Source organism: Actinomadura gamaensis, from assembly GCF_042652125.1.
Lineage (GTDB): Bacteria > Actinomycetota > Actinomycetes > Streptosporangiales > Streptosporangiaceae > Spirillospora > Spirillospora gamaensis.
Window position 1 is genome coordinate 674,662 of sequence record NZ_JBHSIT010000004.1, and the last position, 24,017, is coordinate 698,678.

Sequence of the window (24,017 nt, forward strand, 5' to 3'; positions counted from 1 at the left end):
GGCCGCAGTGTGGCCGGAACCCGAGGCGGGGGTGTACCTGGCTACACCCCGAGTCGGCACGTAGCGTCATTCTCCGGCAGAGCCGCGATTCCTAGCGTTGGTGGCGTACCCCCCACCTATGCGTCCAAGGGATGACCATGAAGCGGAACTTCGCGGAGCGGCTGGGCCACTGGAGCGCCCGCCACCGCACGATCGCGATCGTCGGGTGGCTCGCCTTCGTCGTACTGGCCACGGTGCTCGGCGGGATGGCCGGCACCGTGAAGCTGAAGAACTACGAGCAGGGCGTCGGGTCGTCCGCTCGCGCGGAGCGGATCCTCGACGAGGCCGGGGTGGACGATCCGCCCACCGAGATGGTGCTGCTGCACTCCGACGACACGGGCGCGCTGACCAGGGCGGTCGCGGACGTGCGGACGCGGATGCAGGCGTCCGGGCGGACCACCGGCATGAAGCCGACGCTGACCGGCAAGGATCCGCGGGACCGGCTCGTCGTGTTCGACGTGGCGGGCGACCCGAAGACGTCCGGGGACCGCATCCAGCCGATCCTGGACGCGACGGCCGCCGCGCAGCGCGCGAACCCCGGCGTCGCGATCGGGGAGTTCGGCGGGGCGAGCGCTCAGCACTGGTTCGGCAACGCGGTCGGCAAGGACTTCAAGCGCGCCGAGATCACCGCGCTGCCGCTCGCGCTCGGCATCCTGCTGGTCGCGTTCGGGGCGCTGCTCGCCGCGCTGCTCCCGGTCGTGCTCGCCTTCACCGCGTTCCTCGCCTCGATGGGGCTGGTCGGGCTGATCAGCCACCAGATGCACGTGGACGACTCGACCAACTCGGTGATGCTGCTGATGGGGCTCGCGGTCGGCGTCGACTACTGCCTGTTCTACCTCCAGCGCGAGCGCCAGGAGCGGTCGCTCGGCCGGGACAAGGAGGCCGCGCTGCGGATCGCCGCCGCGACGTCCGGACGGTCCGTGCTGGTGTCCGGCCTGACGGTGATGGTCGCGATGGCCGGGATGTTCCTCACCGGCATGGGGATCTTCGAGGGGTTCGCGCTCGGCACGATCCTGGTCGTCTGCGTCGCGATGCTCGGCTCGGTGACCGTCCTGCCCGCGCTGCTGTCGCTGCTCGGCGACAAGGTGGAGCTCGGCCGCATCCCCTTCCTCAACCGGTCCGGACGGCGGCGCGGGCGCGCGGCCGGTCACGCGGCCGGTCACGCGGCCGGTCACGCGAAGCAGGGCGGACGGATCGTCGGCGCGCTGCTCCGGCCCGTCCTCGCCAAGCCGGGGATCGCGGCCGTCGTCGCGACCGGCGTGCTGCTGGTGCTGGCCGCGCCCGCGCTCGGCCTGAAGACGCAGAAGCTCGACGTCAACCAGCAGATGCCCGCGGACGAGCCGATCGCGGGGACCTACACGGCCATCAACAAGGCGTTCCCCGGCAGCCCGGGCCCGGCGACCGTGGTGCTCAAGGCGGACGACGTGAACTCCGCGCCCGTGCGGGCCGCGATCGGCCGGCTCAAGCAGGAGGCGCTGGCGACCGGTGAGATGAACAACCCGATGAACGTGCGGGTCCACGGCTCGCACGTCGCGCAGATCGAGGTCCCGCTCGCCGGGGACGGCGCGGACGCCGCCTCCCGGCACGCGCTGAAGACGCTGCGCGAGCAGGTCGTGCCGGACACCGTCGCCAAGGTCGGGCAGGCCGAGGTCTCCGGGCACCTGGCCTTCTCCCAGGACTTCAACGGACGGCTCGGCGGCAGCATCCTGCCGGTGTTCCTGTTCGTGATGGGCGTGACGTTCCTGCTGATGCTGGTGTTCTTCCGCTCGCCGGTGATCGCCGCGACCGCGATCGCGCTGAACCTGCTGTCGGTCGGCGCGGCCTACGGCGTCATGGCGGCGGTGTTCCAGCACGGCTGGGGCGCGTCGCTGGTCGCCACGCACCCGGTCGGCGCGCTGGAGTCCTGGATCCCGCTGTTCGTCTTCGTCGTCCTGTTCGGCCTGTCGATGGACTACCACGTGTTCGTGGTCTCCCGGATCCGCGAGGCGCACGACCGGGGGCTGCCGACGACGCGGGCGGTCGCGGACGGCGTGCGCGCCACCGCGGGCGTGGTCACCAGCGCCGCGGTCATCATGATCGCCACGTTCGGGATCTTCGGCACGCTGTCCATGCAGGACTTCAAGCAGCTCGGCGTCGGCCTCGCGGTCGCGGTGCTGATCGACGCGACGCTCGTCCGGGTGATCCTGCTCCCGGCGGTGATGTCCATGCTCGGCCGCGCCAACTGGTGGGTGCCGCGCTGGCTGAACTGGCTGCCGGCCGTCTCGCACGGCGAGCCGGAGACGCCGCGTCCCGCCGCCGCACCCGTGCTGACCCGCTGACCTTCCGATCCTTCGGGTGCGAGCCCCGTCCGCTCCGGCGGGCGGGGCTTTTTTATGTCGGACCTAGTTTTCTCTTGACGGGTGTGTATGTGGAACCTAAATTTAGGCGCAACCTACTAAGGAGGTTCCATGACGACCGTCGCCCACCGCGGCTCCGAACGGCCCCCGCTCGCCGCCGACCGGCTGGACGGGCCGCTGCTGCGCGCCGCGTTCGTGCTGGTCCTCGGGCCGGTGCTGGCCCTGCTCGACACCACGATCGTCGGCGTCGGGATCGCCGCCGTCGCCCGCGACCTGCACGGGTCGCTGACCACCGTCCAGTGGGTGTCGGCCGCGTACCTGCTCGCCATCTCGACGGTGATGCCGCTGTCGGGCTGGGCCGCCGAACGGTTCGGGGCGCGCCGGGTGTGGATCGGCTCGGTCGCGCTCTTCACCGCCGGGTCCGCGCTGTGCGGGCTCGCCTGGTCGATGCCGGCGCTGATCGCCTTCCGCGTCGTGCAGGGGATCGGCGGCGGCATGATCCAGCCCGTCGGGCAGGCCACCCTGGTCCGCGCGGCCGGCCCGCAGCGGCTCGGCCGGGTCCTGTCGCTCACGCTCCTGCCGCTCACGTTCGCGCCCGTGCTCGGCCCGGTCGCCGGAGGCGTGCTGCTCCGGCACCTCGACTGGCGCTGGATGTTCCTCGTGAACGTCCCGGTCGGCGTCCTGACCGTGCTGCTCGCGGCGCGGTTCCTGCCGCGCGACGAACCCGGGCCGGGGAAGCGGGGGACCGGGCGGACGCGGGGGACCGGGCGGACGCGAGAGACCGGGCGGGCACGGGGGACGGAGCGGGCGCGGCTGGACGTTCGCGGGCTGGTGTTGCTGTCGCCGGGGCTCGCTGCGCTGGTCTACGGGCTGTCCGAGTCGTCCGCGCTCGTCCTCGCCGCCGGGGTGCTGCTGGTCGCCGGGTACGCCGTGCACGCGCTGCGGACGCCGCACCCGCCGCTCATCGACCTGCGGCTCTTCGCGCGGCGCGGGTTCGCGGTCGCGTCGGGGAACTCGTTCCTGCAAGGGGCGACGCTGTACAGCTCGATGCTGCTGCTTCCGCTGTACTTCCAGACCGTCCGTCATGCGGGCGCGCTGGAGGCGGGACTGGCGCTGACGCCGCAGGCGCTCGGCACGGCCGCCGCGTCCCTGCTCTCCGGACGGCTCGCCGACCGTGTCGCGCCGCGTCCGCTCATCCTCACCGGTATCGCGCTGACGCTCGCCGGGACGGTCCCGTTCGTCCTCGCGGGGCCGCCGACGTGGCTTCTGATGGCGGCGCTGGCCGTGCGCGGCGCGGGGCTCGGCGTCGCGATGGCGCCCGGGATGCGCGCCATCTACGCGAGCGTGCCGCGGGACCAGGTGCAGCGCGCGGCCGGCGCCGTCAACACCGTGAACCGCGTCGGCGGCTCGCTCGGTACGGCCGTCCTCGCGCTGGTGCTCCAGCACGCGCTCGTCCACCACGCGGTTCCGGACGCTTTCAGCGGCGCGTTCGGATGGGCGATCGGCCTGTCGGCGCTGACGCTGCTCCCGGCCGTGCTCTACCCGTCGAAGCGAGGGTGAGCGGCGAGGGTGGGCTCAGAGGGAGACGAAGTTCAGGCCGCGGGCCTTGAGGCGCGGGATGACGTAGCGCAGCGCGGCGACGGTCTGGGAGCGGTCGCCGCCGCCGTCGTGGCAGAGCAGAACGTTCCCGGCCTTCGCCGACAGCATCGTCCGGCGGATGTGGCCGACGCCCGGACGCGACCAGTCGGTCGGGTCGACCGCCCAGTCCACGGGGAGCATGCCGTGCTCGGCGATGAGCTCCAGGTTGGCCTTGGACCAGGCGCCGCCGGGCGCGCGGAACAGCGTCGGGACGACGCCGGTGACGTCCGCGACCCGCTTGTACGGGTCCAGCACCTCCTTGCGCAGGCGCTTGCCGGTGAGCCGGTCGAACGGGATCGGGTGCGTCTGGGTGTGGTTGCAGATCTGGTGCCCGGCCGCGACGACCCGCCGGGTCAGCTTCGGCCACTCCTGGATCTGCTCGCCGATCTGGAAGAACGTCGCGTGCACCTGGTGCTCGGCGAGCAGGTCGAGGACCTGCGGCGTCCACTCGGGGTGCGGGCCGTCGTCGATGGTCAGCGCGATCGAGTTCGGCGGCGCGGGCGGGGTGACGTCCGTGAAGATGTCCCGGATCGGCGCCTTGACGAGGGTGAGGCGCTGCTGCGTCCATGACGCGGGCCGCGGCGTGGGGACGGGGCTCGGCGTGGGCGTCGGCGTAGGCTTGAGGTGCTGCGCCTGACGGCCCGTGCTCGCCGCCCGGCGGACGCGCTCCGCGTGTGCTCCGCCGTGCAGCGCGTCGTCGGCCCCGAGCACGGCGAACCCGGCGACGCCCATCAGCGCGAGTGCGGTTCTCCTGGTCGGTCCACTCGTCCCCGTATCCGCCACATGTCCCACGTTAGCGGGGTTTCCGGACGCCACGGTGCCGGAATCAGGTCACAATACGTTGAAATGAAGTCTGTCGCTCCCGTATGACCGGAACACCGTCCGTCGGGCCCCTGCTGGGGCTCGTCCTCGCCGCGTTCACCGTCGTCGCGGTCGTGCTCGTCCGGCTGGGCGGGCTCGGGCTCGCGCGCGACATGGCGACGGCCGCGGTGCGCGCGGTCGTGCAGCTCTCGGTGGTCTCGCTGCTCATCGCCGGGGTGCTGCGCAGCGGCGGGCTGACCGCGTGCTTCGTCGCCGCGATGCTCACCGTCGCGGCGTTCACCGCCGCGCGCCGCATATCCGGACGGTCCGCGCGGACCCTGCGGAGCGCCGCGCGGGCGGCCGGGCTCGCGGGGCTCGCGATCGGGGCCGGCGTGCTTCCGGCGCTGTTGCTGCTGCTCGCGACGGGGCTCGTCCCGCTGCGTCCGGTCGCGGTGCTGCCGATCGCGGGGATCCTCATCGGCGGCGCGATGACCGCGACCGCGCTCACCGGCCGCCGCGCCCTCGACGACCTGCGGCAGCGGCGCGGCGAGTACGAGGGCGGCCTCGCGCTCGGGCTCCCGGCGCGCGACGCCGCGCTGGAGGTGTGCCGTCCGGCGGCGGCGCTCGCGCTCGTCCCGGTCATGGACCAGACCCGGACGGTCGGGCTCGTCACGCTGCCGGGCGCGTTCGTCGGCGTCCTGCTGGGCGGCGCGAGCCCGGTCCAGGCGGGCGCCGCCCAGCTGCTCGTCCTGATCGCGCTGCTGGCCGTCGAGTCGGCGTCCGCCCTGCTCATGCTGGAGCTCGTGGCGGCGGGCCGCTTCGGCGACGGCCGCGCGTCCGGCTAGAGAACGCGGCCGAGCGCGTACCGCGCTAGAGAACGCAGGCGAGCACGGACCGCGCTAGAGGACGCAGGCGAGCGCGTGCCGGGCTACGGGACGCGAGGAGCGCGTGCCGGGCTAGAGGACGCAGGCGAGCGCGTCGATCTCGACGAGCATGTCCTCGTGCGGGAGCTCCACGAAGACCGTCGTGCGGCAGGGGAGCGGCGTGTCGCCGGAGTGCTTCTTCACGAACTCGCCGTACGCCTCGTTCATCGCGGCGAAGTCCTCGCGCTTGGTGAGGTAGACGCGGAACATCATGACGTCCTCGACGGACGCGCCGCCCGCCTCCAGGATCGCGCGGATGTTCTCCAGGACGCGCGTGGTCTGGGCCTTCACGTCGCCCTGGTGCAGGTACGCGCCGGTCTCCGGGTCCTGCGGGCCCTGCCCGGAGACCTGGAGCAGCGGGCCCTTGCGGACGCCCTGCGAGAAGACCCACGCGGGCGCGGGCGCGCCGTCGGTACGGACCTCGGTCTTGGCGGTCATCGTTTCCCCTTCGTGTCGGGCGTGTTGTCGGGCTTCGGGCCGGTCTTCGGGCCCGGACGCGTCTCTGGGCGCGTGTCCGGTCGTGCGTCCGGTCGCGTGTCCGGGCGGTGGCCGAAGTCGGCGGAGATGGCCTCGGTCGTCTCCAGCAGCTCGGGCAGCAGGTCGGTGACGCGCTCGGGCGCGAGCGGCGCGAGGTCGGGCACGGAGACCGACGCCGCCGCGACGACCCGTCCGGACGCGTCGCGCACCGGCGCCGCGACGCAGCGGATGAACGTCTCGTGCTCGGCGTCGTCCACGGCGTAGCCGCGCGCCGCGACCCGGTCGAGCTCGGCGAGCAGCGCGTCCGGTCCGGTGAGGGTGTTCGGGGTGAAGGCGGTGTACTCGATGGACGCGGCGACCGCGCGGCGGCGCGCGTCCGGCAGGTCGGCGAGCAGCACCTTCGCGATCGCGGTCGCGTGCAGCGGCATCGGCAGGCCGACCCGCGAGTACATCCGGATCGCGTGCCGCGAGTCGTACTTGTCCAGGTAGACGACCTCGCCGCCCTCGTACACGCCGAGGTGGACGGTCTGCCCGGTCCGGTCGTTCAGCCGGGCCAGGTGCGGCGCGGCGACGCGGCGCACGCCGCGCTGGTCGAGCGCCGCCGCCGACAGCTCGAACAGCCGCGAGCCGAGGTGGAAGCGGTGCTCGGCGTCGCGGTGCACGAACCGGTCGTCCTCCAGGACGCGCAGCAGCCGCAGCACGGTCGTCTTGTGGACGCCGAGCTCGGCCGCGAGCTCGTCCAGCGAGCGCGGTCCGTCCGCGAGGCCGCGCAGGAGCAGCAGCCCGCGCGCGAGGCTCTGGCTCATGCGGTCCCCCGGGTGATGGTGGTGGCCGCCCACTCGTCCGGGGACGCGGCCAGCAGCGCGGCGATCCGGTCGGGCGGGGGCGGCGGTCCGTGGTCGCCGGGCACGACCAGCGCCCCGGCGGCGGCGAGGTGGCCGAGCCGCAGCCGTCCGCGCAGGTCGAGTCCGCGCAGCGTACCGGCCAGGAACCCGGCCGCGAACGCGTCCCCGGCCCCGACCGGTTCGACGACCTCGACCCGCAGTGCCGTCTCGGTCGCGGTCGCGGTGCGGGCGACGGCGGTCGCACGGTGCTTGTCGTCCTTGACGACGATGACGTCCGGGCCGGGGAGCAGGGCGCGGAGCTTGGCCGGGTCGCCGGTGCCGAGGACGGTCTCCGCCTCGTCCGCGCCGAGCAGGACGATGTCGGCGGCGTCCAGCAGCGGGCGGAGCGTCGCGCCGGCGTCGGCGCCCGGCGGCCAGAGCGCCGGACGGTAGTTCAGGTCGAAGCTGGTCAGGCGGCCGGGGACGCGCCGGGCGAGCAGCGCGGCGACCAGTTCGTGCGCGCCCTGCGACAGCGCGGGCGTGATGCCCGACAGGTGGACGAGCGGCGCGTCGCGCAGCACGGGAACGTCCAGCAGGTCGGGGGAGAGCGCGGAACCGGCCGAGCCGTCGCGGTAGTAGTGCAGGACGCTGCCGCCCGGCCCGGCCTCCTTGAAGTACAGGCCGGTCGGACGCCGCGGATCGGTGACGACGCCGGAGGTGTCCACGCCGGAGGCGGTCAGCTCGGCGACGATGCGGCGCCCGAAGCCGTCCGCTCCGACGCGTCCGACCCAGGCGGCGGGGACGCCGAGCGCGACCAGCCCGCGCGCCACGTTCGCCTCCGCGCCGCCGACCGAGTGCCGGAAGGCCTCGACGTGCTCCAGCGGTCCGGGCCGGTCGGGCAGCAGCGCGGCCATCGTTTCCCCTACGCACGCCACCGGCGACTGCCGCTCCATCAATCTGCCGCTCCCCGAGGTCGACGATTCGGCGGTCGCCGTTGACCTGCTCGTGACGGCGATGCTACAACCGGCAGAACACATTGTGCAATGAGCATTGCATGATGCGCAACGAAGGAGGTGGGAGCGGTGATGATCGACGGCGACGCGGTGGCGGCCCTCCGCGACGAGCGGCTCGACTGGCGGTTCCAGGCCGTTCCGGCGGACGCGCACGGCCGCACCGTGGGCGAGTACCTCGCGTCCCGTCCCGTCCTCGGCGACCTCGGCACCCCGCTGCTGACCCTCGACGCCGCCGCGCTCGACCACAACCTCGCGCTGATGGCCGCCTGGACGGACCGGGCGGGCGTCGAGTTCGCGCCGCACGGCAAGACGACGATGGCCCCGCAGCTCTGGAAGCGGCAGCTCGACGCCGGAGCCTGGGGCATCACGCTCGCGAACCTTCCGCAGCTCCGCGTCGCGCGCGCGTTCGGCGTGCGGCGGCTGCAACTCGCCAACGCGCTCCTCGACCCCGCCGGGCTCGCCTGGATCTCCGCCGAACTCGACCGCGATCCCCAGTTCGAGTTCCTGACCTGGGCCGACTCGGTGCGGACCGTCGAGCTGATGGACGCCGTCCTCCGCGAGCTCGGCGCGACCCGTCCGCTGGACGTCTGCGTCGAGCTCGGCGGACGCGACGGACGCACCGGCGCGCGCACCCTCGACGAGGCCGAAGCGGTCGCCGACGCCGTCCGGGCCGCGCCGACGCTGCGGCTCGCGGGCGTCGCCGGATACGAGGGCACGTTCGCGCACGACGCGTCCGACGCCTCGGTCGACCTCGTGGACGCCTACCTCCGCCGCGTCGCCGACCTGTACGGACGCCTCGCCTTCGCGTTCGAGGTGGACGCGCCGGTCGTGACGGCGGGCGGCAGCGCCTACTTCGACCGGGTCGTGGGCGTGCTCGGGGACCTGCCGTCCGCGCGCGTCGTCCTGCGCTCCGGCGCCTACGTGATCCACGACGACGGCTTCTACCGGGGCATCTCGCCGCTCGCCCGCGCCGAAGGCGAGCGGTTCCGGTCCGCGATGCACGGCTGGGGACGCGTCGTCTCCCGCCCCGAACGCGACCTCGCGCTCGTGGACACCGGCAAGCGCGACCTGCCGTTCGACGAGGGCCTGCCCGAGCCGCAGCTCGTCCGCGGACGCGGCCCCGGCCCGGTCGAGCGCGCGCACGTCAGCGCGCTCGCCGACCAGCACACCTTCCTGCGCGACGCGGACGTCGAGGTCGGCGACGTCGTCCGGTTCGGGCTCTCGCACCCGTGCACGGCGATGGACAAGTGGCAGCTCGTCCCGGTCGTCGCGTCCGCCGACGAGGAGGACCCGGCCGTGGTCGACCTCATCCGGACCTGGTTCTGACGATGACCTCCGGCCTGCTCTTCCGGGACGCCACCGTCGTCGACGGCACCGGCGCCCCCGCCTACCGCGCCCACGTCCACGTCCTGGACGGACGCATCACGTCCATTTCCGACGATCCGCCGCCCGCGCGGCGCGTCATCGACGCGGACGGGCTCGTCCTCGCGCCCGGATTCGTCGACATGCACGCGCACTCCGACCTCGCGCTGCTCGCCGCGCCCGGCCACCTCGCGAAGGTCGCGCAGGGCGTGACGACCGAGGTCATCGGCCAGGACGGCCTGTCGTACGCGCCGGTGTCCGACGCGACGCTCGCGTCCGTCCGGCAGACCATCGCGGGCTGGAACGGCGACCCGGACGGCTTCGACTGGAACTGGCGGACGGTCGGCGAGTACCTCGACCGGCTCGACGAGGGCATCGCCGTCAACGCCGCCTACCTCGTCCCGCAGGGCACCGTCCGGATGCTCGCGATGGGCTGGGACGCCCGCGAGCCCGCCCCCGCCGAACTCGACCGGCAGCGCGAGCTCGTCGCGACCGGGATGCGGGAGGGCGCGGTCGGCATGTCCAGCGGGCTGACCTACGTGCCCGGCATGTACGCGTCGGACGCCGAGCTCGTCGAGCTGTGCCGCGTCGTCGCGGACCTCGGCGGCTACTACTCGCCGCACCACCGCTCGTACGGCGCGGGCGCGCTCGACGCCTACGCCGAGATGGTCGAGGTGTCGCGCCGCTCCGGCTGCCCGCTGCACCTCGCGCACGCCACGATGAACTTCGGCGTGAACAAGGGCCGCGCGGGCGAGCTGCTCGCGCTGCTCGACGCGGCCATCGCCGGCGGCTGCGACATCACCCTCGACACCTACCCCTACCTGCCCGGATCCACCACGCTCGCCGCGCTGCTGCCGAGCCGCGCCGCCGAAGGCGGACCCGCCGCCGCCCTCGCCCGCCTCGCCGACCCCGCCTCGGCCGCCGAGATCCGCCGCGTCATGGAGGAGGACGGCTCGGACGGCTGCCACGGCGTCCCCGTCGAGTGGGACACCATCGAGATCTCCGGCTCCCGCGTCCCCGGCACGGTCGGGCGGACCGTCGCCGCGCTCGCCGCGTCCTCGGGCCGCCCGCCCTTCGACGTCTTCCGCGGGCTGCTCGCCGCCGACGACTTCGGGACCACGATCCTCCAGCACGTCGGGCACGAGGAGAACGTCCAGGCGATCATGCGGCATCCCGCGCACACCGGCGGCAGCGACGGCCTGCTCCCGCTGCGGCCGGGCGCGAAGCCGCACCCGCGCGCCTATGGCACGTTCCCGCGCTACCTCGCCCGGTACGTCCGCGACCTCGGCGTCCTGACGCTGGAGGAGTGCGTCGCGCACCTCACCGGACGGCCCGCGCGGCGGCTCCGGCTGCGCGAGCGCGGCCTCGTCCGCGCCGGGTACCACGCCGACCTCGTCCTGTTCGACCCCGCCGCCGTGCGGGACACCGCCACCTTCGACGCCCCCCGCGCCGTCCCCGACGGCATCACGCACGTGCTGGTCAACGGCGTCCCGGTCCTCGACGCGGGACGCCCGACCGGCGCCCGGCCCGGCCACGCCCTGCGGCGCGGGCGGGACACCCTCACCACCCCCTGAGAGGCGCCTCCATGGTCCATTGGCTCCGCCACGAGACGGGCGGTCTGCTGCTGCTGTGCGCAGCGGCGATCGCCCTGCTCCTCCTGCTCATCATCAAGGTCAAGCTCGAACCGTTCATCTCCCTGCTGGTGTCCGGCCTCGCCCTCGCGCTCGCCGCCGGGCTGCCGGTCTCCCAGATCGTCGGCACCCCGCTCAGCTCCAAGACGTCCCTGCTGGAGACCGGGTTCGGCGGCATCCTCGGCCATATCGCGCCCATCATCGGGCTGGGCACGATCCTCGGGGCGATCCTGGAGGAGTCCGGCGGGGCCGACGTCCTCACCCGCAGGCTCCTGCGCGTCTTCGGCGAGAAGCGCGCACCGCTCGCGATGGGCCTGGTCGGCCTGATCTTCGGCATCCCGGTGTTCTTCGACATCGGCATCTTCGTCCTCGCGCCGCTGGTCTACATCACCGCCCGGCGCGGCGGACGCTCGCTCGTGCTCTACGCGCTGCCGATGCTGGCGGGCCTGTCGATGACGCACGCCTTCCTGCCGCCGCACCCCGGCCCGGTCGCGGTGTCCGGACTGCTCGGCGTCTCCCTCGGCTGGCTGATCGTCATGGGCCTGGTCTGCGGCATCCCCGCCTTCCTCGTCGCGGGCGTCGCCTGGGGCTCCTGGATCGGCAAGCGCGTCGAGGCGACCGTCCCCGAGGACTACACGGTCGGCGAGGAGGCCCGCGAGGCGGAGGAGGAAGAGGACGGCAAGCCCGAACCGTCGCTCGCCCTGGTCGGGCTGATCATCGCCGTCCCGCTGGTGCTGATCCTGCTCGCCACCTTCGGCGACGTCTGGTGGAAGGGCAGCTCGGTCCTGCCCGCGCTCACCTTCCTCGGCACCCCGGCCGTCGCGCTGACGATCGCCGTCCTGCTGGCGTTCTACCTGCTCGGCGTCCGGCGCGGCACCCCGGCCCGGGAGCTGTCCGAACTCGCCACCCGCTCGCTCCGGCCCGTCGGCATGATCCTCCTGGTCGTCGGCGGCGGCGCGTTCTTCGGCGCGGTCATCTCCGCCACCGGCGTCGGCAAGGCCCTCGCCACCACCATGTCGGACGCGGGCCTCCCGGTCATCGTCCTGGCCTACCTGATCAGCTGCGCCCTGCGCCTCGCCCAGGGCTCGGCGACCGTCGCCATCGTCACCACCGGCGGCATCGTCGCCCCGCTCCTGCAGGGCGAGCACCACTCCCAGGCCCACCTGGCCCTCATCGCGATTGCCATCAGCGCGGGCTCGATCATCGCCTCCCACGTCAACGACGGCGGCTTCTGGATCGTCTCCCGCTACTTCAACCTCTCCGTCCGCGACACCCTGAAGACCTGGACCGTCCTGGAAACGATCCTCTCCCTCGTCGGCTTCGCGATAGCCGGCACCCTCAGCACCTTCATCTGACCCGCGCGGACGGCGCCCCCTGCGCCGTCCGCGCCCCCCTCACGCGCGCGAGTAATAAGCCACGACGCTGCCGCACATGCCGGTCCGCCGCCGCGCGGCCCCCGTGACGTCGACCTCGGCAGGCGCCCCCCGGTCCATGGTCGCCACGTCGGTGATCGCGACACGGTCCAGCATCTGCTGGGGCACGGTCGCCGAGTCCGGTCCCCACATGATGCACACGACGCGGAAGTCCCCGGTGTCCAGCGCCGCGAGCTGCGAGGTCGAGCGGCTCGACACGCGGACCTTGGCGAACGGCGCCCCCGGCCGGACGAGCCGTCCCCGCGCGTCCAGCGGCTCGGCCCGCAACCCCTCCGACGGCAACATCGGCGCGCTGACCGGCACCGTGTCGAGCACCACGACCTTCACCTTCCGGACGCTTCCGGCGGACGGCCCTGAAAAGGCGAGAACGTCGTAGGCCAGCGACCGCGGCGGCACGACCACCAGCCCCCCGTCGCTGCCCAGCGCCGTCCGCACGTTCACCCCGGGAAGGTCGTGCCCGCCCTCGTCCTGCGCGACGAACGCCAGTTTCGGCGCGACGGGATCACCACCACGATTAGCGATCGCGAGCGTCTGGTCCATGTACCCGGCGCCGCCTTTCGCCTGATACCGGAACTCCAGCTTCCCGGTCCGCTGTCCCGTGGAAGCGTGCGCGTGCGCGTGTTGCCTGGGCGTCTGCCCCGTCGCGACCGAAAACAGGAGGAGGACGAGCCCGATCATCACGCCGGCGCCGGCCACCCGCTGAAGGGGCGACGGCTTCCGCTGGACGAGCCGTCCGGGCTGGTACGCCGCCCGGAGCCGCTCGGCCTCGGCGACGAACTCCTCGGCCGGTACACCCAGCCACCGGACGCGCGGCGCGAACGCCCCGCCGTACTTCTCGACGTTCCGCCGCGCCGCGAACGCCGCCATGCGAGGACGGACGTCATTGAGCTGGTCGGGTTCCACCAGCCGGACGACCACGTGCTCGGCCGATCCGACCGTCCGCACGCTCACCTCGGCCACGTTCGACCAGGGGATGAACAGGTCGTTCTTATGGCACAGGATCCCCGCCGCCGACAGCGTGTACCCCCGCAGCGACAGCGCCGCCCCGACCAGGGCCGCGCCCACGGACAGGAGCACCCCCGCCAGCCACGGCAGCGAGACGTGCCCGCCAAGGGCCCAGCCGACGATGACCAGGGCCCATACCAGCTCGCGCACCCAGGGCCAGGGCGACCGGTAGGAGATACGGCGTTCCGCAGGGGCCGTCCCTGGGACCGCGACCGTCTCGTTCACGTGCGCTCCTCAAGGCCCGTGCGAAAAGTGACAGGTGATCTTATGGAGCGCAAAGACCGCAGGTCAGCAAGGAGGCGTGGCCACATCCGGCCACGGGCGGGTCAGGGGAGGAGGCCTTTGCGGCGGGCGGTGGAGACGGCTTCGGTGCGGGTGTGGCTGTCGAGCTTGCGCATGGCGGAGCGGAGGTAGCTCTTCACGGTCTCGGGGAGGAGGCCGAGGCGGGCGGCGGCTTCGGCGTTGGTGCAGCCGAGGGCCACCTGGGCCAGGACGTCCAGCTCGCGGGGGGACAGGCGGGGGTGGGCCGGGCGGGCGCCGGAGGGGAGGGTGCCCGCGGCGGCCAGGCGGCGGGACGCGGCGCGCAGGCGGTCGCGCAGCTCCGGGTCGGGGACCCGCTCGGCCAGCTCCAGCAGCTCGGCGTGGACGGCGCGGACCTCCTCCCAGCCGGGATGCCGGGCGTCGAGGACGCGCGTCGGTCCGGCGTCCTCCTCGTCCATGCACGTCAGCATGCCCGGCCGGGGCGGGATCGCAAACCGGGCCGGCCGGGGAAGGGCGGAGCGTCAGGGGAGGCCGAGGATGTCCACCGCCTCGGCGCGCATCTGCACCTTGCGGACCTTGCCGGTGACCGTCATCGGGAACGCGTCCACGACGTGGACGTAGCGGGGGATCTTGTAGTGGGCGAGGCGGCCCGCGCAGAACTCGCGCAGCGACTCGGCGGTGAGCGCGGGGGCGCCCTCGCGCAGGCGCACCCAGGCCATCAGCTCCTCGCCGTACTTCTCGTCCGGGACGCCGATGACCTGCGCCTCCACGATGTCGGGATGGGTGAACAGGAACTCCTCGACCTCGCGCGGGTAGATGTTCTCGCCGCCCCGGATCACCATGTCCTTGATCCGCCCGGTGATGGTGACGTAGCCGTCGGCGTCCATCGCGGCGAGGTCGCCGGTGTGCATCCAGCGGGCCGCGTCGATCACCTCGGCGGTCTGCTCGGGCTGGTTCCAGTAGCCGAGCATGACCGAGTAGCCGCGGGTGCACAGCTCGCCGTGCGCACCGCGCGGCACCGGCGCGCCGGTGTCCGGGTCGACGACCTTGACCTCCAGGTGGGGGTGGACGGTCCCGACCGTGCTCACCCGGCGGTCCAGCGAGTCGCCCGCGCGGGTCTGCGTGGACACCGGGGACGTCTCGGTCATGCCGTAGCAGATGGTGACCTCGGCCATCCCCATCCGCTCGATGACCTGCTTCATCACCTCGACCGGGCAGGGCGAGCCCGCCATGATCCCGGTGCGCAGCGAGGACAGGTCGTGCGTCCCGAAGGACGGGTCGTTCAGCTCGGCGATGAACATCGTCGGCACGCCGTACAGGGACGTGCAGCGCTCGGCGGCGACGGCGGCGAGGGTCTTCGCCGGGTCGAAGCCGGGCGCGGGGATCACGACGCACGCGCCGTGCGAGGTCGCCGCGAGGTTGCCCATCACCATGCCGAAGCAGTGGTAGAAGGGCACCGGCACGCAGATCCGGTCCTCCTCGTCGTAGCCGCAGATCTCGCCGACGAAGAAGCCGTTGTTGAGGATGTTGTGGTGGGAGAGCGTCGCGCCCTTGGGGAAGCCGGTCGTCCCGCTCGTGTACTGGATGTTGATCGGGTCGTCGGCGGACAGGACGACGGCCGGGAGCGCGCCGTCCCGTCCGGCCTCCAGCAGGTCGGCCCACGAGTCGCGGCCGAGGAGCAGGACGTCGGTGAGCACCGGGCAGTTCGGCCGGGCCTCCTCGATCATCGCCGCGTAGTCGGACGACTTGAACGAGGGCGCGGCGACGAGCGTCCGGATCCCGGCCTGCTTCAGGACGAACTCCAGCTCGTGCGTCCGGTAGGCGGGGTTGATGTTCACCAGGATCGCGCCGATCTTCGCCGTCGCGTACTGGACGAACACCCACTCGGCGACGTTCGGGGCCCAGATCCCGACCCGGTCGCCCTTGCCGACGCCGAGCGCGGCCAGGCCGCGGGCGACGGCGTTCACCTCGTCGTTGAGCTGCGTGTACGTCCAGCGGCGGCCGGTCTCGTGCTCGACCAGCGCCTCCCGGTCGGGGAAGGACGCGACGGTCCGTTCGAGGTTCGCGCCGATCGTGTCGCCGAGCAGCGGCAGCGCGGACGTCCCGGACGCATAGGAGAGCGCGGCCGTCTTGGACGTGTGGGAGGGTGCGGCCGTCGCGGACGCATGGGAGGGCGCGGCCGTCTTGGACGTGTGGGAGAGCGCGGCCGTCTTGGACGCGCGGGAGGGCGCGGCCGCGTGGGAGGAATCGGTCATCGCAGGGCGTCCTCGCGGAACTCGGCCGGCGGTCGCGCGCCGCCGTCCGGATGCCTGCCCTCCTCGGCCGCGCGCAGCTCCACCCGGCGGATCTTCCCCGAGATCGTCTTCGGCAGCTCGGCGGTGAACTCCAGCAGCCGCACCCGCTTGTACGGGGACAGCCGCGCCGCGCAGTGCTCGAAGATCGACTTCGCGGTCGCCTCGTCCGGCTCCCAGCCGGCGGCGAGCGTCACGTACGCCTTCGGGACGGCCAGGCGGATCGGGTCCGGCGACGGCACGACCGCCGCCTCGGCCACCGCGCCGTGCTCGATCAGCACGCTCTCCAGCTCGAACGGCGAGATCTTGTAGTCGGACGCCTTGAACACGTCGTCGGCACGCCCGACGTAGGTGATGTAGCCGTCGGCGTCGCGGGACCCGATGTCGCCGGTGTGGTAGACGCCGTCGCGCATCGCCTCGGCGGTCCGCTCCTCGTCGCCGTGGTACCCGGCGGTCAGGCCCAGCGGACGGTCGGTCAGCTCCAGGCAGATCTCGCCCTCGTCGCCGCGCTCCCCGGTGACCGGGTCGACCAGCACCACGTCGTAGCCCGGCACGGGACGGCCCATCGAGCCCGGCTTCACCTCCTGGCCGGGCGTGTTGGCGATCTGGACGGTCGTCTCGGTCTGCCCGAAACCGTCCCGGATGGTGACGTCCCAGGCGTCCCGGACCCGCTCGATGACCTCGGGGTTCAGCGGCTCGCCCGCGGCGACGACCTCCCGCGGCGGGTGCCGGAGCCCGCCGAGGTCGGCCTGGATCAGCATCCGCCACACGGTCGGCGGCGCGCAGAACGAGGTGATCCCGCACCGGTCGATCGCGTCGAGCAGCCGGTCGGCGTCGAAGCGCGTGTAGTTGAAGATGAAGACGGTCGCCTCGGCGTTCCACGGCGCGAAGACGTTGCTCCACGCGTGCTTGGCCCACCCGGGCGAGGAGATGTTCAGGTGGACGTCGCCGGGCTGGAGCCCGATCCAGTACATCGTGGACAGGTGGCCGACCGGGTAGGACGCGTGCGTGTGCTCGACGAGCTTCGGCTTCGCGGTCGTCCCGGACGTGAAGTAGAGCAGCAGCGTGTCGTCCGCGCGGGTCCTGCCGTAGGGGGTGAAGTGCGGGTCGGCGTCGTACGCGTCGGCGTACCGCAGCCACCCGTCCACCGGCTCGCCCACCGCGATCCGCGTGTAGCCGCCGGGGACCCCGTCGTACTTCGCCGCGCTGCCGGACGCCACGACCACGTGCTTGGCGTGCCCGCGCTCGATGCGGTCGCGCAGGTCGTCCCGCCCGAGCAGCGGCGTGCAGGGGATCATCACCGCGCCGAGCTTCATCGTGGCGAGGACGGTCTCCCACAGCTCGACCTGGTTCCCGAGCATCACCACGACCCGGTCCCCGCGCCGCACCCCGGACGCCCGCAGCCAGTTCGCGACCCGCGCGGACCGCTCGGCCATCTCGGCGAAGGAGTACTTGGCCTCCGAGCCGTCCTCCTCGACGATCCACAGCGCGGTGCGGTCGTTCTCGTCCGCGATGTGGTCGAACCAGTCCAGCGCCCAGTTGAACCCGGTCAGCACCGGCCAGCGGAACTTCTCCCGCGCCGCCTGGTAGTCCTCGCGATGGGCCAGCAGAAAATCACGCGCCGCCCGGAACTCGACCGCCTGCATCGGACCTCCTCGTCTCCCCAGGATCGTTACCACTCACTGTGACCCGCGCCACCCCCGAACGGGGGTAGCCACCCCGCGCCGCCACCCAACCCCACCTCGCCGGTCAGCACCAGAGAACTCTTCCGCCCCCGTGCGACACGGTGGCCACATGCGGCAGTGTGATCCTCGTCGGCCCAGGTGGCGGCCCGAAATGAGGATCTTTCGGCTTTCTGTCTGGACGTTCGCTGGAAACGCGCCGCACGGTGACGGCATGATCGCTGATGTTTCCGCCGACGAGGGGTGAGATGGACGAGCAGCCGGTCGAGGGGGTCGTCCGCGCGTGGGACGACGAGCAGGGCTGGGGCGTACTGGCCTCACCCGGCGTCCCCGGCGAGGTGTGGGCGCACTTCTCCGCGGTCCTGACCGGACCGGGGGAGTTCGCCTCGCTGAGCCCGGGCGAGCCCGTGGTCTTCCGCTGGGAACGTGCCGACCAGGACGGATACGCCTACCGGGCGACCGAGGTGCGCCGCCCCGGCGATCCGTCCGGGCCGCCTCCGGGCGACGATCCGGGCGCGGACATCGACGCCCGCATCGAATGGGACGAATGACCCCTCTCGCTCAGACCGACCGCACCCTGGGCGTCACGCACCCCGCGTGAGGCACCCGCACGCAGCCCGCGTGACGCGGTGCGCGTCACGTGTCCCGCGTGGCGCATCGCGCGTCACGCGCCCCGCGTCGGCAACATCCGCGCAGTCACAGTGGAAAGGACGCACGACCATGCGATCTTTCGGACGTCTCGCGCTGGTCGGCGGCACCGCCGCCGCCGTCGCCCTCGGCGTGGCGGGAGCGGCGGACGCCGCGCCCGCGCACAAGCCGATCACCGCCCACTTCACCTTCACGCCCAGGCACCAGAGCTTCAACTACAGCAACGCGGTCGGCCGCCTGCACGCGCAGGTCGCGGTGACCGGCAAGCACGTGTCGAAGCAGTACCCGATGCCCTGGGCGTTCGTCATCACCAACGCCAAGCTGCGCGCCATCGCGCGCGGCCCGGCGACCTGCGTGGCGTCCGGCCTGAACGGCCGCTACCACGACAAGCACGTCGTGCCGGTCGGCTACACCTGGCACTCGACCGTCAAGCCGCACCGCGCCAAGAAGGTCTACCTGCTCTACGGGAGCTGCCGGTTCAACGTGCAGGAGGGCCGCAAGGTCGGGTACGCGATCGTGAGCTTCCAGTTCCGCTACGCGATCGACCCGCACTCGCGCGCCCGCGTCGCCTCGGCGGGGACGGGCGCGTTCACCACCTCGGTCCGAGTCGTCGACTGACGGTCCCTCTCGGATTGACGGCACAGTCGGGCTGACGGCGCCCTCGGACTGAGGGCGCCGTCGGGCTGACCGTCCTCTCGGGCTGACCGCCGCCCCGGGCCTCGCCCGGGGCGGCTTTCCGTGTTCAGAAGCGGGTGGCCATGAGGTCGGCGAAGGCGCGGAGGCGGGGCGTGGTGTCGCCGCGGCGCCAGACCAGGCCGAGGACGGAGTCGGGGAGGCCGTCCACCGGGACGTAGGTGATGTCGGAGCGGGAGAAGGAGCGTCCGGTGGGGACGCAGAAGACCAGCCCGCCCCGCCCGGACGCGATGGTGACCAGGGCCTCCTGGAAGCTGCCGACCGCCGGGCCGCGCGGGATCGGACGGCCGTCCGGGGTGGCGGTCGGGGAGAGGTGCTCGCGCCAGTAGGCGGGCGCCGGGCCGGAGATGTCCAGGAGCGGCAGGTTCGCGAGGTCCTCGGCGTGCAGGCGGCTGCGGCGGGCCACCGGGTGGCGGGTGGCGACGGCGACGGCCTGCTGCTCCTTGGCGAAGGACGGCCCGACCACCAGGTCCGGTTCGGTCACCGGCAGGAGCGTGACGACGGCCTCGACCTCGCCGCGGCGGAGCGCGCCGAAGGGGTCGGCCAGCGGGACCTCGACGAAGGTCACCGTGCAGTCGGGGTGCCGGGCCTCGAAGAACCCGGCGGCCTCGACGACGCCCTCGCGGCCCGTCCCGGCGAGGAAGCCGACGCGCAGCTCGCCGGTGACGCCGCGGGCGGCGGCGCGGGCGTTGTCCACCGCGTCGTGCAGCGCGCGGTAGGCGGGGCGCACCTCGGCCAGCAGGCGCTCGCCGAGCGGGGTCGGCCGGACGCTGCGGCTCGTCCGGTCGAACAGCCGCCCGCCGACCTGCCGCTCCAGCGACCGGACGAGCTGGCTGACCCGGCCCTGGGAGAGGCCGAGCCGGTCGCCGGTCCGGCCGAAGTGCAGTTCCTCGCCGAGCACGAGCAGGCATTCCAGTTCGCGAAGCTCCACGCGTCCTCCCCCGATTAGTCGAGTTAATCCAAGGATGCGTAGGTCACGGTTGTTCCAAGTGCGGCCGGGACCGAGCCTGGATTCATGATCATGAAAGCTCCGCTGGTGGTGGCGGCCGGCACGTTCACGATCGTCACCACCGAGATGCTGCCCGTCGGCCTGCTCCCGCCCATGGCGCGCGACCTCGGCGTCCCGGAGGGCGCGGCCGGGCTCGCGGTCACCCTGCCCGGCGTGGTCGCCGCGGTCGCGGCGCTCGCGGTCGCGCTCGGGGCCGGACGCCTCGACCGCAGGGTCCTGCTGTGCTCGCTGGCGGGGCTGGTCGCGGCGGCCAACGCGGTCTCGGCGGTCGCGCCGTCCCTCCAGGCGCTGCTCGCCGCGCGGGTCCTGGTCGGGATCGCGATCGGCGGCTTCTGGGCGATCGCGGCGGGGCTCGCGCCCCGGCTCGTCGAGCCGCGGCGGGTCGGCACGGCCACGGCGGTGATCTTCGGCGGGATCGCGGTCGCGTCGGTCGCCGGCGTTCCGGCGGGCGCGTTCATCGCCCAGCTCGCCGGCTGGCGGGCCTCGTTCGCGGTGATGGCCGTGCTGGCGCTGGCGGTGCTCGTCCTGATGGCCGTGACGCTGCCGCCGCTGCCCGCGACCACCCCGTTCCGCCCGGGCGACCTGCCCGCGGTGCTGCGGCTGCCGGCGATGCGGGCCGGGCTCGCGCTGACGGGCCTGATCGTCGTCGGGCACTTCGCCGCCTACACCTACGTCCGGCCCGTCCTGGAGCAGCTCGGCGGCGTGCGGCCCGCGCTGATCGGGCCGATGCTGCTCGCGTACGGGCTGGCCGGGATCGCGGGCAACTTCCTCGCCGGACGGACGGCCGTCCGCGATCCGCGGCGCACCCTGCTGGCGCAGGCCGTCGCGATCGCGCTGGTCACGGCCGTGCTCGCCGCGACGTCCCTGCCGCCCCTGCTGCCCTTGCTGGTCTGGGGCGTCGCCTACGGCGGGGTTTCGGTCTCGCTCCAGACGCTGCTCTCGTCGGAGCGGGACGCCCCGCCGGAGGCCGCCTCGTCCCTGCTGTCGTGCTCGTTCAACGCCTCGATCGCGCTCGGCGCCCTGGTGGGCGGGCGGCTCACGGACGGTCCGGGCCTGACCGCCCTGCTCTACACGGCCGCCGCGCTCACCGCGTGCGCCGCGCTGCTCGCGGCCTTCTCAACCCGCCCCCGCCGCCTACCCGCCCCCCGCTGACCCACCCGCCCCCGGTCAGGCGGCGAAGCCGCCGTCGACGGTGATCGTCGTGCCGGTGACGTACGCGCCGCCCGGGCCCGCGAGGTGGACGACCATCGCCGCGACCTCGTCCGGCTTCGCGTACCGGTCCAGCGCCGTGAAGCCGGCGAAGGTCGCGGCGTTCGGGCCGTCCGCCGGGTTCAGCTCGGTGTCGGTCGGGCCGGGGTGGACGACGTTGACGGTGATCCCGCGCGGGCCGAGGTCGCGCGCGAGGCCCTTCGCCATGCCGATCAGCGCGGTCTTGCTCATGGAGTAGAGCGAGAAGCCGGGGAACGGCGCGTGCTCGGCGACGTTGCTGCCGATGCTCACGATCCGGCCGCCGTCCGCCATGTGCCGCGCGGCGGCCTGGGCCGCCACGAACGGCGCGCGGACGTTGAGCGCGATCGTCTGCTCCAGCTCGTCCGGGCCGATCTGGTCGATCGGCGCGACGATGAACGCGGCGGCGTTGTTGACGAGGATGTCGAGCCGCCCGAACGTCGCGGCGGCCTCGTCCACGGCCGCGACGACCGCCGTCGCGTCGGCGCCGTCGGCCTGGATCGCCAGGGCCCGGCGGCCCGCCTCCTTGATCTGCGCGACGACCCGCTCGGCCGCCTCGGCGTTGCTCCGGTAGGTGAAGGCCACGTCCGCGCCGGCCTTGGCGAGGCCCACCGCGACGGCCGCGCCGATACCCCGGCTGCCGCCCGTGACCAGCGCGACCTTGTTCTCGATCTCGTTGTTCATGGGTATGAGTCTGTGCCGCGGCGGCGCCGGAAGCTGGCGGAAATCCGACACCTCACTTGCGGTGACCCAGCTCACAGGAACGTCCCCGGCCGTGCGCGCCTCTTCCACGCACAACCCTCTCGGGAGAGGCGGGAAACGTGCGCAGTGATCTTCGGCGGACGGCCGGACGGGCCGTCGCCACGCTGCCGGCCCTGGACGGCGTGCTCCACCTGGTCTGGACGACCGGCCTGACCTGGCCCGCGTCCGACGACCGCGCGCTGTCGCTGGCGGTGCTCGGCGGTCAGGTTCCGTTCACGCCGGGCGTCCTGCTGCCGCTGGCCGCGATCCTGTTCGGCGCGGCGTCGGCCGTCGCGGTCTACAGCGAGGGACGCGCGCGGGCGTGGATACACCGTTTGTGCGGGATCGTGACGTTCGCCGTCGCGACCGGCCTGCTCGTGCGCGGGCTGGCCGGCGTCGTGTGGGCCTTCGGCGTCCTGGACGGCTCCGGGACGTCGTTCTACTGGCTCAACCTGCTGCTCTACACGCCGGTCTGCCTGGCGTTCGGCGTCACCGCGGCCTGGCTCGCCGGAGTGCCCGGACATCTCGGACGCGCCGTGGCGATGGCGCTTCCGCTGGTGTTGACGAGCGGAGTGCTGGGCGCCGCGTACGGCTGGCAGCCGGGAGAGCGGCGGGGATACCGGTCGCCGTTCCTGGCGTCCGTTCCGTCCCGGTATCTGGATACGCCGGTGGCGCGGTTCCACTACGTCCGGCAGGGCCGGGACGGCTCGCCCGTCGTGCTGCTGTCGCCCGGCGCGGCGTGGGCGTTCGCGTGGCGGGCGCAGCTCGCGGCCCTGTCCCGCACGCACACCGTCTACGTCCTCGACCTGCCCGGACAGGGCTACACGACGGTCCGCGACCCGCACTTCACCTGGGACCTCAAGGGGATGACGTCCGCGATCGGCGCCTTCCTCGACGGTCTCCGGCTGCCCGCCGTCGCGCTCGCCGGGAACTCGTGGAGCGGCGGCTGGGCCCTCGCCTACGCGCAGCGGCACCCCGACCGCGTCCGCAGGCTCGCCCTCCTCGCGCCCTCCGGATTGGACGAACGCGACCCGATGACCTGGGAGATCCTGAAGATGCCCGCCGTGGGGGAACTGCTGACGAACCTGGCCGCCGGGCGCGGCGTCGTCGCGTCGTCCGTCCGGGGCCTGTTCGTCCACCCTGTTCGTCCACAAGGAGCGCGCCACCGACGCGCTCGTGGACGAGATGTGGGCGCCCGGCACCGAGCGGACGAACCTGCGCTCGAACTACCGGCTGGAACGCGGCCTCGACTGGCGCGAGACGGAACGCGCGCTGCCCGCCACGCGGCAGCCCGCCCTCGTCGTCTGGGGACGTCAGGACACCGTGCTGCCCGTCCGGCAGGCGCGCCGCTTCGGGACGCTGCTCCCGCACGCCGACGTCCGCGTCCTGGAAGGCTGCGGCCATGCGCTCACGCTCGACTGCCCGGACCAGGTGTCCACACTGATGGAAGCCTTCCTGCGATGATCGCCGCACCCCACGACCCGCACGATCCCGGTGTCTCGCTGGCGCGGGCGGCGCTGCGCGGCGACACGCTCGCGATGCAGGACCTGCTGGCCCACCTCGCCCCCTACGTCGCGCGGATCTGCGGCCCGATCGCGCTCGACGGCGGCCCGGACGCGGCGCAGGAGGCGCTCGTCGCGGTGTTCCGGTCGCTGCGCACGCTCCGCGACCCGGCCGCCCTCTACGGCTGGACGCGCGCCATCGCCGTCCGGGAGGCCGTCCGGGTGGCCCGGCGCGACGCCCGCGCGCGGCCCGCCGAGCTCGCCGACCTGCCCGCCCGCGAGGACCTGGAGCTGGCCGCCGACGTGCGCGACGTGCTGGCCCGGCTGTCGCCCGAGCACCGCGCCGTCCTCGTGTTGCGCGACCTGGAGGGGCTGGACGAGAAGGCCGCCTCCCGCCTGCTGGACATCCCGGCGGGCACCGTCAAGTCCCGGCTGCACCGCGCCCGGGAGAGCTTCCGGAAGGCGTGGTCCGCATGAAGGG

General features: G+C 73.5%; 20 protein-coding genes. 10 read left to right on the plus strand and 10 right to left on the minus strand.

Going from position 1 to position 24,017, the window contains the following annotated elements; genetic code table 11:
* Nucleotides 1-137 precede the first annotated feature (137 nt).
* Both ACFPCY_RS17230 and ACFPCY_RS17235 read left to right on the plus strand, forming a co-directional pair.
* The gene (locus tag ACFPCY_RS17230; RefSeq protein WP_378256252.1) at nucleotides 138-2,357 is read left to right on the plus strand and encodes an MMPL family transporter; all 2,220 of its coding nucleotides are present in this window, start codon (nucleotides 138-140) and stop codon (nucleotides 2,355-2,357) included.
* 129 nt (nucleotides 2,358-2,486) lie between these two features.
* Nucleotides 2,487-3,935, plus strand: coding sequence for an MFS transporter (locus tag ACFPCY_RS17235; protein ID WP_378256254.1), 1,449 nt, complete (start codon nucleotides 2,487-2,489; stop codon nucleotides 3,933-3,935).
* A 15-nt stretch (nucleotides 3,936-3,950) separates the two neighbouring features.
* On the opposite strand, the gene ACFPCY_RS17240 is transcribed toward ACFPCY_RS17235, so the two are convergent.
* A complete protein-coding gene (locus tag ACFPCY_RS17240; RefSeq protein WP_378256256.1) occupies nucleotides 3,951-4,796 on the minus strand; it encodes a polysaccharide deacetylase family protein in 846 nt (281 codons plus the stop codon).
* A gap of 83 nt (nucleotides 4,797-4,879) precedes the next feature.
* Here ACFPCY_RS17240 and ACFPCY_RS17245 point away from each other — a divergent pair, with 83 nt between their 5' ends.
* On the plus strand, nucleotides 4,880-5,659 hold the full coding sequence (locus tag ACFPCY_RS17245; RefSeq protein WP_378256257.1) for an ABC transporter permease: 780 nt from the start codon (nucleotides 4,880-4,882) through the stop codon (nucleotides 5,657-5,659).
* A gap of 111 nt (nucleotides 5,660-5,770) precedes the next feature.
* Here the strand turns inward: ACFPCY_RS17245 and ACFPCY_RS17250 are convergent, their stop codons facing one another.
* The 3 genes from ACFPCY_RS17250 to ACFPCY_RS17260 are packed head-to-tail and all read right to left on the minus strand — an operon-like array spanning nucleotide 5,771 to nucleotide 7,991.
* Nucleotides 5,771-6,175, minus strand: a complete 405-nt coding sequence (locus ACFPCY_RS17250; RefSeq protein WP_378256259.1) for a RidA family protein — start codon at nucleotides 6,173-6,175, stop codon at nucleotides 5,771-5,773.
* Entirely contained in the window at nucleotides 6,172-7,020 is an 849-nt protein-coding gene (locus ACFPCY_RS17255; RefSeq protein ID WP_378256260.1) for an IclR family transcriptional regulator, read from the minus strand. The genes ACFPCY_RS17250 and ACFPCY_RS17255 overlap by 4 nt, the downstream gene beginning before the upstream one ends.
* Nucleotides 7,017-7,991, minus strand: coding sequence for a sugar kinase (locus tag ACFPCY_RS17260; RefSeq protein WP_378256262.1), 975 nt, complete (start codon nucleotides 7,989-7,991; stop codon nucleotides 7,017-7,019). Before ACFPCY_RS17260 ends, ACFPCY_RS17255 begins: the two co-directional genes overlap by 4 nt.
* A 132-nt stretch (nucleotides 7,992-8,123) precedes the next feature.
* Between ACFPCY_RS17260 and ACFPCY_RS17265 the strand changes: the two genes are divergently transcribed.
* From ACFPCY_RS17265 to ACFPCY_RS17275, 3 genes are read left to right on the plus strand one after another with little or no spacing between them, the layout of a single operon-like run.
* On the plus strand, nucleotides 8,124-9,377 hold the full coding sequence (locus ACFPCY_RS17265) for an alanine racemase (RefSeq protein WP_378256264.1): 1,254 nt from the start codon (nucleotides 8,124-8,126) through the stop codon (nucleotides 9,375-9,377).
* A gap of 2 nt (nucleotides 9,378-9,379) precedes the next feature.
* Nucleotides 9,380-10,987 (plus strand): N-acyl-D-amino-acid deacylase family protein, encoded by a 1,608-nt coding sequence (locus ACFPCY_RS17270; RefSeq protein WP_378256266.1) that lies wholly within the window; start codon nucleotides 9,380-9,382, stop codon nucleotides 10,985-10,987.
* An 11-nt stretch (nucleotides 10,988-10,998) separates the two neighbouring features.
* Complete coding sequence (locus ACFPCY_RS17275) at nucleotides 10,999-12,399, plus strand: GntP family permease (protein WP_378256268.1); 1,401 nt, start codon at nucleotides 10,999-11,001, stop codon at nucleotides 12,397-12,399.
* 39 nt (nucleotides 12,400-12,438) lie between these two features.
* Here ACFPCY_RS17275 and ACFPCY_RS17280 read toward each other — a convergent pair whose 3' ends face one another.
* The 4 genes from ACFPCY_RS17280 to ACFPCY_RS17295 all read right to left on the minus strand — a co-directional run bounded on the left by ACFPCY_RS17280 (nucleotide 12,439) and on the right by ACFPCY_RS17295 (nucleotide 17,680).
* A complete protein-coding gene (locus ACFPCY_RS17280) occupies nucleotides 12,439-13,707 on the minus strand; it encodes a hypothetical protein (protein ID WP_378256270.1) in 1,269 nt (422 codons plus the stop codon).
* A gap of 101 nt (nucleotides 13,708-13,808) precedes the next feature.
* A complete protein-coding gene (locus ACFPCY_RS17285) occupies nucleotides 13,809-14,201 on the minus strand; it encodes a response regulator transcription factor (protein WP_378256272.1) in 393 nt (130 codons plus the stop codon).
* 63 nt (nucleotides 14,202-14,264) lie between these two features.
* Nucleotides 14,265-15,998 (minus strand): AMP-binding protein, encoded by a 1,734-nt coding sequence (locus ACFPCY_RS17290; RefSeq protein WP_378256273.1) that lies wholly within the window; start codon nucleotides 15,996-15,998, stop codon nucleotides 14,265-14,267.
* On the minus strand, nucleotides 15,995-17,680 hold the full coding sequence (locus ACFPCY_RS17295; RefSeq protein WP_378256275.1) for an AMP-binding protein: 1,686 nt from the start codon (nucleotides 17,678-17,680) through the stop codon (nucleotides 15,995-15,997). Before ACFPCY_RS17295 ends, ACFPCY_RS17290 begins: the two co-directional genes overlap by 4 nt.
* Before the next feature lie 284 nt (nucleotides 17,681-17,964).
* Here ACFPCY_RS17295 and ACFPCY_RS17300 point away from each other — a divergent pair, with 284 nt between their 5' ends.
* Both ACFPCY_RS17300 and ACFPCY_RS17305 read left to right on the plus strand, forming a co-directional pair.
* A complete protein-coding gene (locus ACFPCY_RS17300) occupies nucleotides 17,965-18,267 on the plus strand; it encodes a cold-shock protein (protein WP_378256277.1) in 303 nt (100 codons plus the stop codon).
* A gap of 169 nt (nucleotides 18,268-18,436) precedes the next feature.
* On the plus strand, nucleotides 18,437-18,982 hold the full coding sequence (locus ACFPCY_RS17305) for a hypothetical protein (RefSeq protein ID WP_378256279.1): 546 nt from the start codon (nucleotides 18,437-18,439) through the stop codon (nucleotides 18,980-18,982).
* 124 nt (nucleotides 18,983-19,106) lie between these two features.
* Here the strand turns inward: ACFPCY_RS17305 and ACFPCY_RS17310 are convergent, their stop codons facing one another.
* Nucleotides 19,107-19,988: a LysR family transcriptional regulator gene (locus ACFPCY_RS17310; RefSeq protein ID WP_378256281.1), complete on the minus strand. Its 882-nt coding sequence runs from the start codon at nucleotides 19,986-19,988 to the stop codon at nucleotides 19,107-19,109.
* An 84-nt stretch (nucleotides 19,989-20,072) separates the two neighbouring features.
* Here ACFPCY_RS17310 and ACFPCY_RS17315 point away from each other — a divergent pair, with 84 nt between their 5' ends.
* Entirely contained in the window at nucleotides 20,073-21,218 is a 1,146-nt protein-coding gene (locus ACFPCY_RS17315; protein WP_378256283.1) for an MFS transporter, read from the plus strand.
* A gap of 15 nt (nucleotides 21,219-21,233) precedes the next feature.
* Here the strand turns inward: ACFPCY_RS17315 and ACFPCY_RS17320 are convergent, their stop codons facing one another.
* A complete protein-coding gene (locus ACFPCY_RS17320) occupies nucleotides 21,234-21,977 on the minus strand; it encodes an SDR family NAD(P)-dependent oxidoreductase (RefSeq protein WP_378256285.1) in 744 nt (247 codons plus the stop codon).
* A 137-nt stretch (nucleotides 21,978-22,114) separates the two neighbouring features.
* Between ACFPCY_RS17320 and ACFPCY_RS43115 the strand changes: the two genes are divergently transcribed.
* On the plus strand, nucleotides 22,115-24,013 hold the full coding sequence (locus ACFPCY_RS43115; protein WP_465251227.1) for an alpha/beta fold hydrolase: 1,899 nt from the start codon (nucleotides 22,115-22,117) through the stop codon (nucleotides 24,011-24,013).
* The last annotated feature ends 4 nt before the right edge of the window (nucleotides 24,014-24,017 follow it).

Bases quoted from the DNA above. Each gene is read 5' to 3' on its own strand.
- ACFPCY_RS17230 (WP_378256252.1), top strand. From the start codon at position 138: ATGAAGCGGAACTTCGCGGAGCGGCTGGGCCACTGGAGCGCCCGCCAC.
- ACFPCY_RS17235 (WP_378256254.1), top strand. From the start codon at position 2,487: ATGACGACCGTCGCCCACCGCGGCTCCGAACGGCCCCCGCTCGCCGCC.
- ACFPCY_RS17245 (WP_378256257.1), top strand. From the start codon at position 4,880: ATGACCGGAACACCGTCCGTCGGGCCCCTGCTGGGGCTCGTCCTCGCC.
- ACFPCY_RS17250 (WP_378256259.1), bottom strand. From the start codon at position 6,175: ATGACCGCCAAGACCGAGGTCCGTACCGACGGCGCGCCCGCGCCCGCG.
- ACFPCY_RS17255 (WP_378256260.1), bottom strand. From the start codon at position 7,020: ATGAGCCAGAGCCTCGCGCGCGGGCTGCTGCTCCTGCGCGGCCTCGCG.
- ACFPCY_RS17260 (WP_378256262.1), bottom strand. From the start codon at position 7,991: ATGGAGCGGCAGTCGCCGGTGGCGTGCGTAGGGGAAACGATGGCCGCG.
- ACFPCY_RS17265 (WP_378256264.1), top strand. From the start codon at position 8,124: ATGATCGACGGCGACGCGGTGGCGGCCCTCCGCGACGAGCGGCTCGAC.
- ACFPCY_RS17270 (WP_378256266.1), top strand. From the start codon at position 9,380: ATGACCTCCGGCCTGCTCTTCCGGGACGCCACCGTCGTCGACGGCACC.
- ACFPCY_RS17275 (WP_378256268.1), top strand. From the start codon at position 10,999: ATGGTCCATTGGCTCCGCCACGAGACGGGCGGTCTGCTGCTGCTGTGC.
- ACFPCY_RS17285 (WP_378256272.1), bottom strand. From the start codon at position 14,201: ATGGACGAGGAGGACGCCGGACCGACGCGCGTCCTCGACGCCCGGCAT.
- ACFPCY_RS17290 (WP_378256273.1), bottom strand. From the start codon at position 15,998: ATGACCGATTCCTCCCACGCGGCCGCGCCCTCCCGCGCGTCCAAGACG.
- ACFPCY_RS17295 (WP_378256275.1), bottom strand. From the start codon at position 17,680: ATGCAGGCGGTCGAGTTCCGGGCGGCGCGTGATTTTCTGCTGGCCCAT.
- ACFPCY_RS17300 (WP_378256277.1), top strand. From the start codon at position 17,965: ATGGACGAGCAGCCGGTCGAGGGGGTCGTCCGCGCGTGGGACGACGAG.
- ACFPCY_RS17305 (WP_378256279.1), top strand. From the start codon at position 18,437: ATGCGATCTTTCGGACGTCTCGCGCTGGTCGGCGGCACCGCCGCCGCC.
- ACFPCY_RS17315 (WP_378256283.1), top strand. From the start codon at position 20,073: ATGATCATGAAAGCTCCGCTGGTGGTGGCGGCCGGCACGTTCACGATC.
- ACFPCY_RS17320 (WP_378256285.1), bottom strand. From the start codon at position 21,977: ATGAACAACGAGATCGAGAACAAGGTCGCGCTGGTCACGGGCGGCAGC.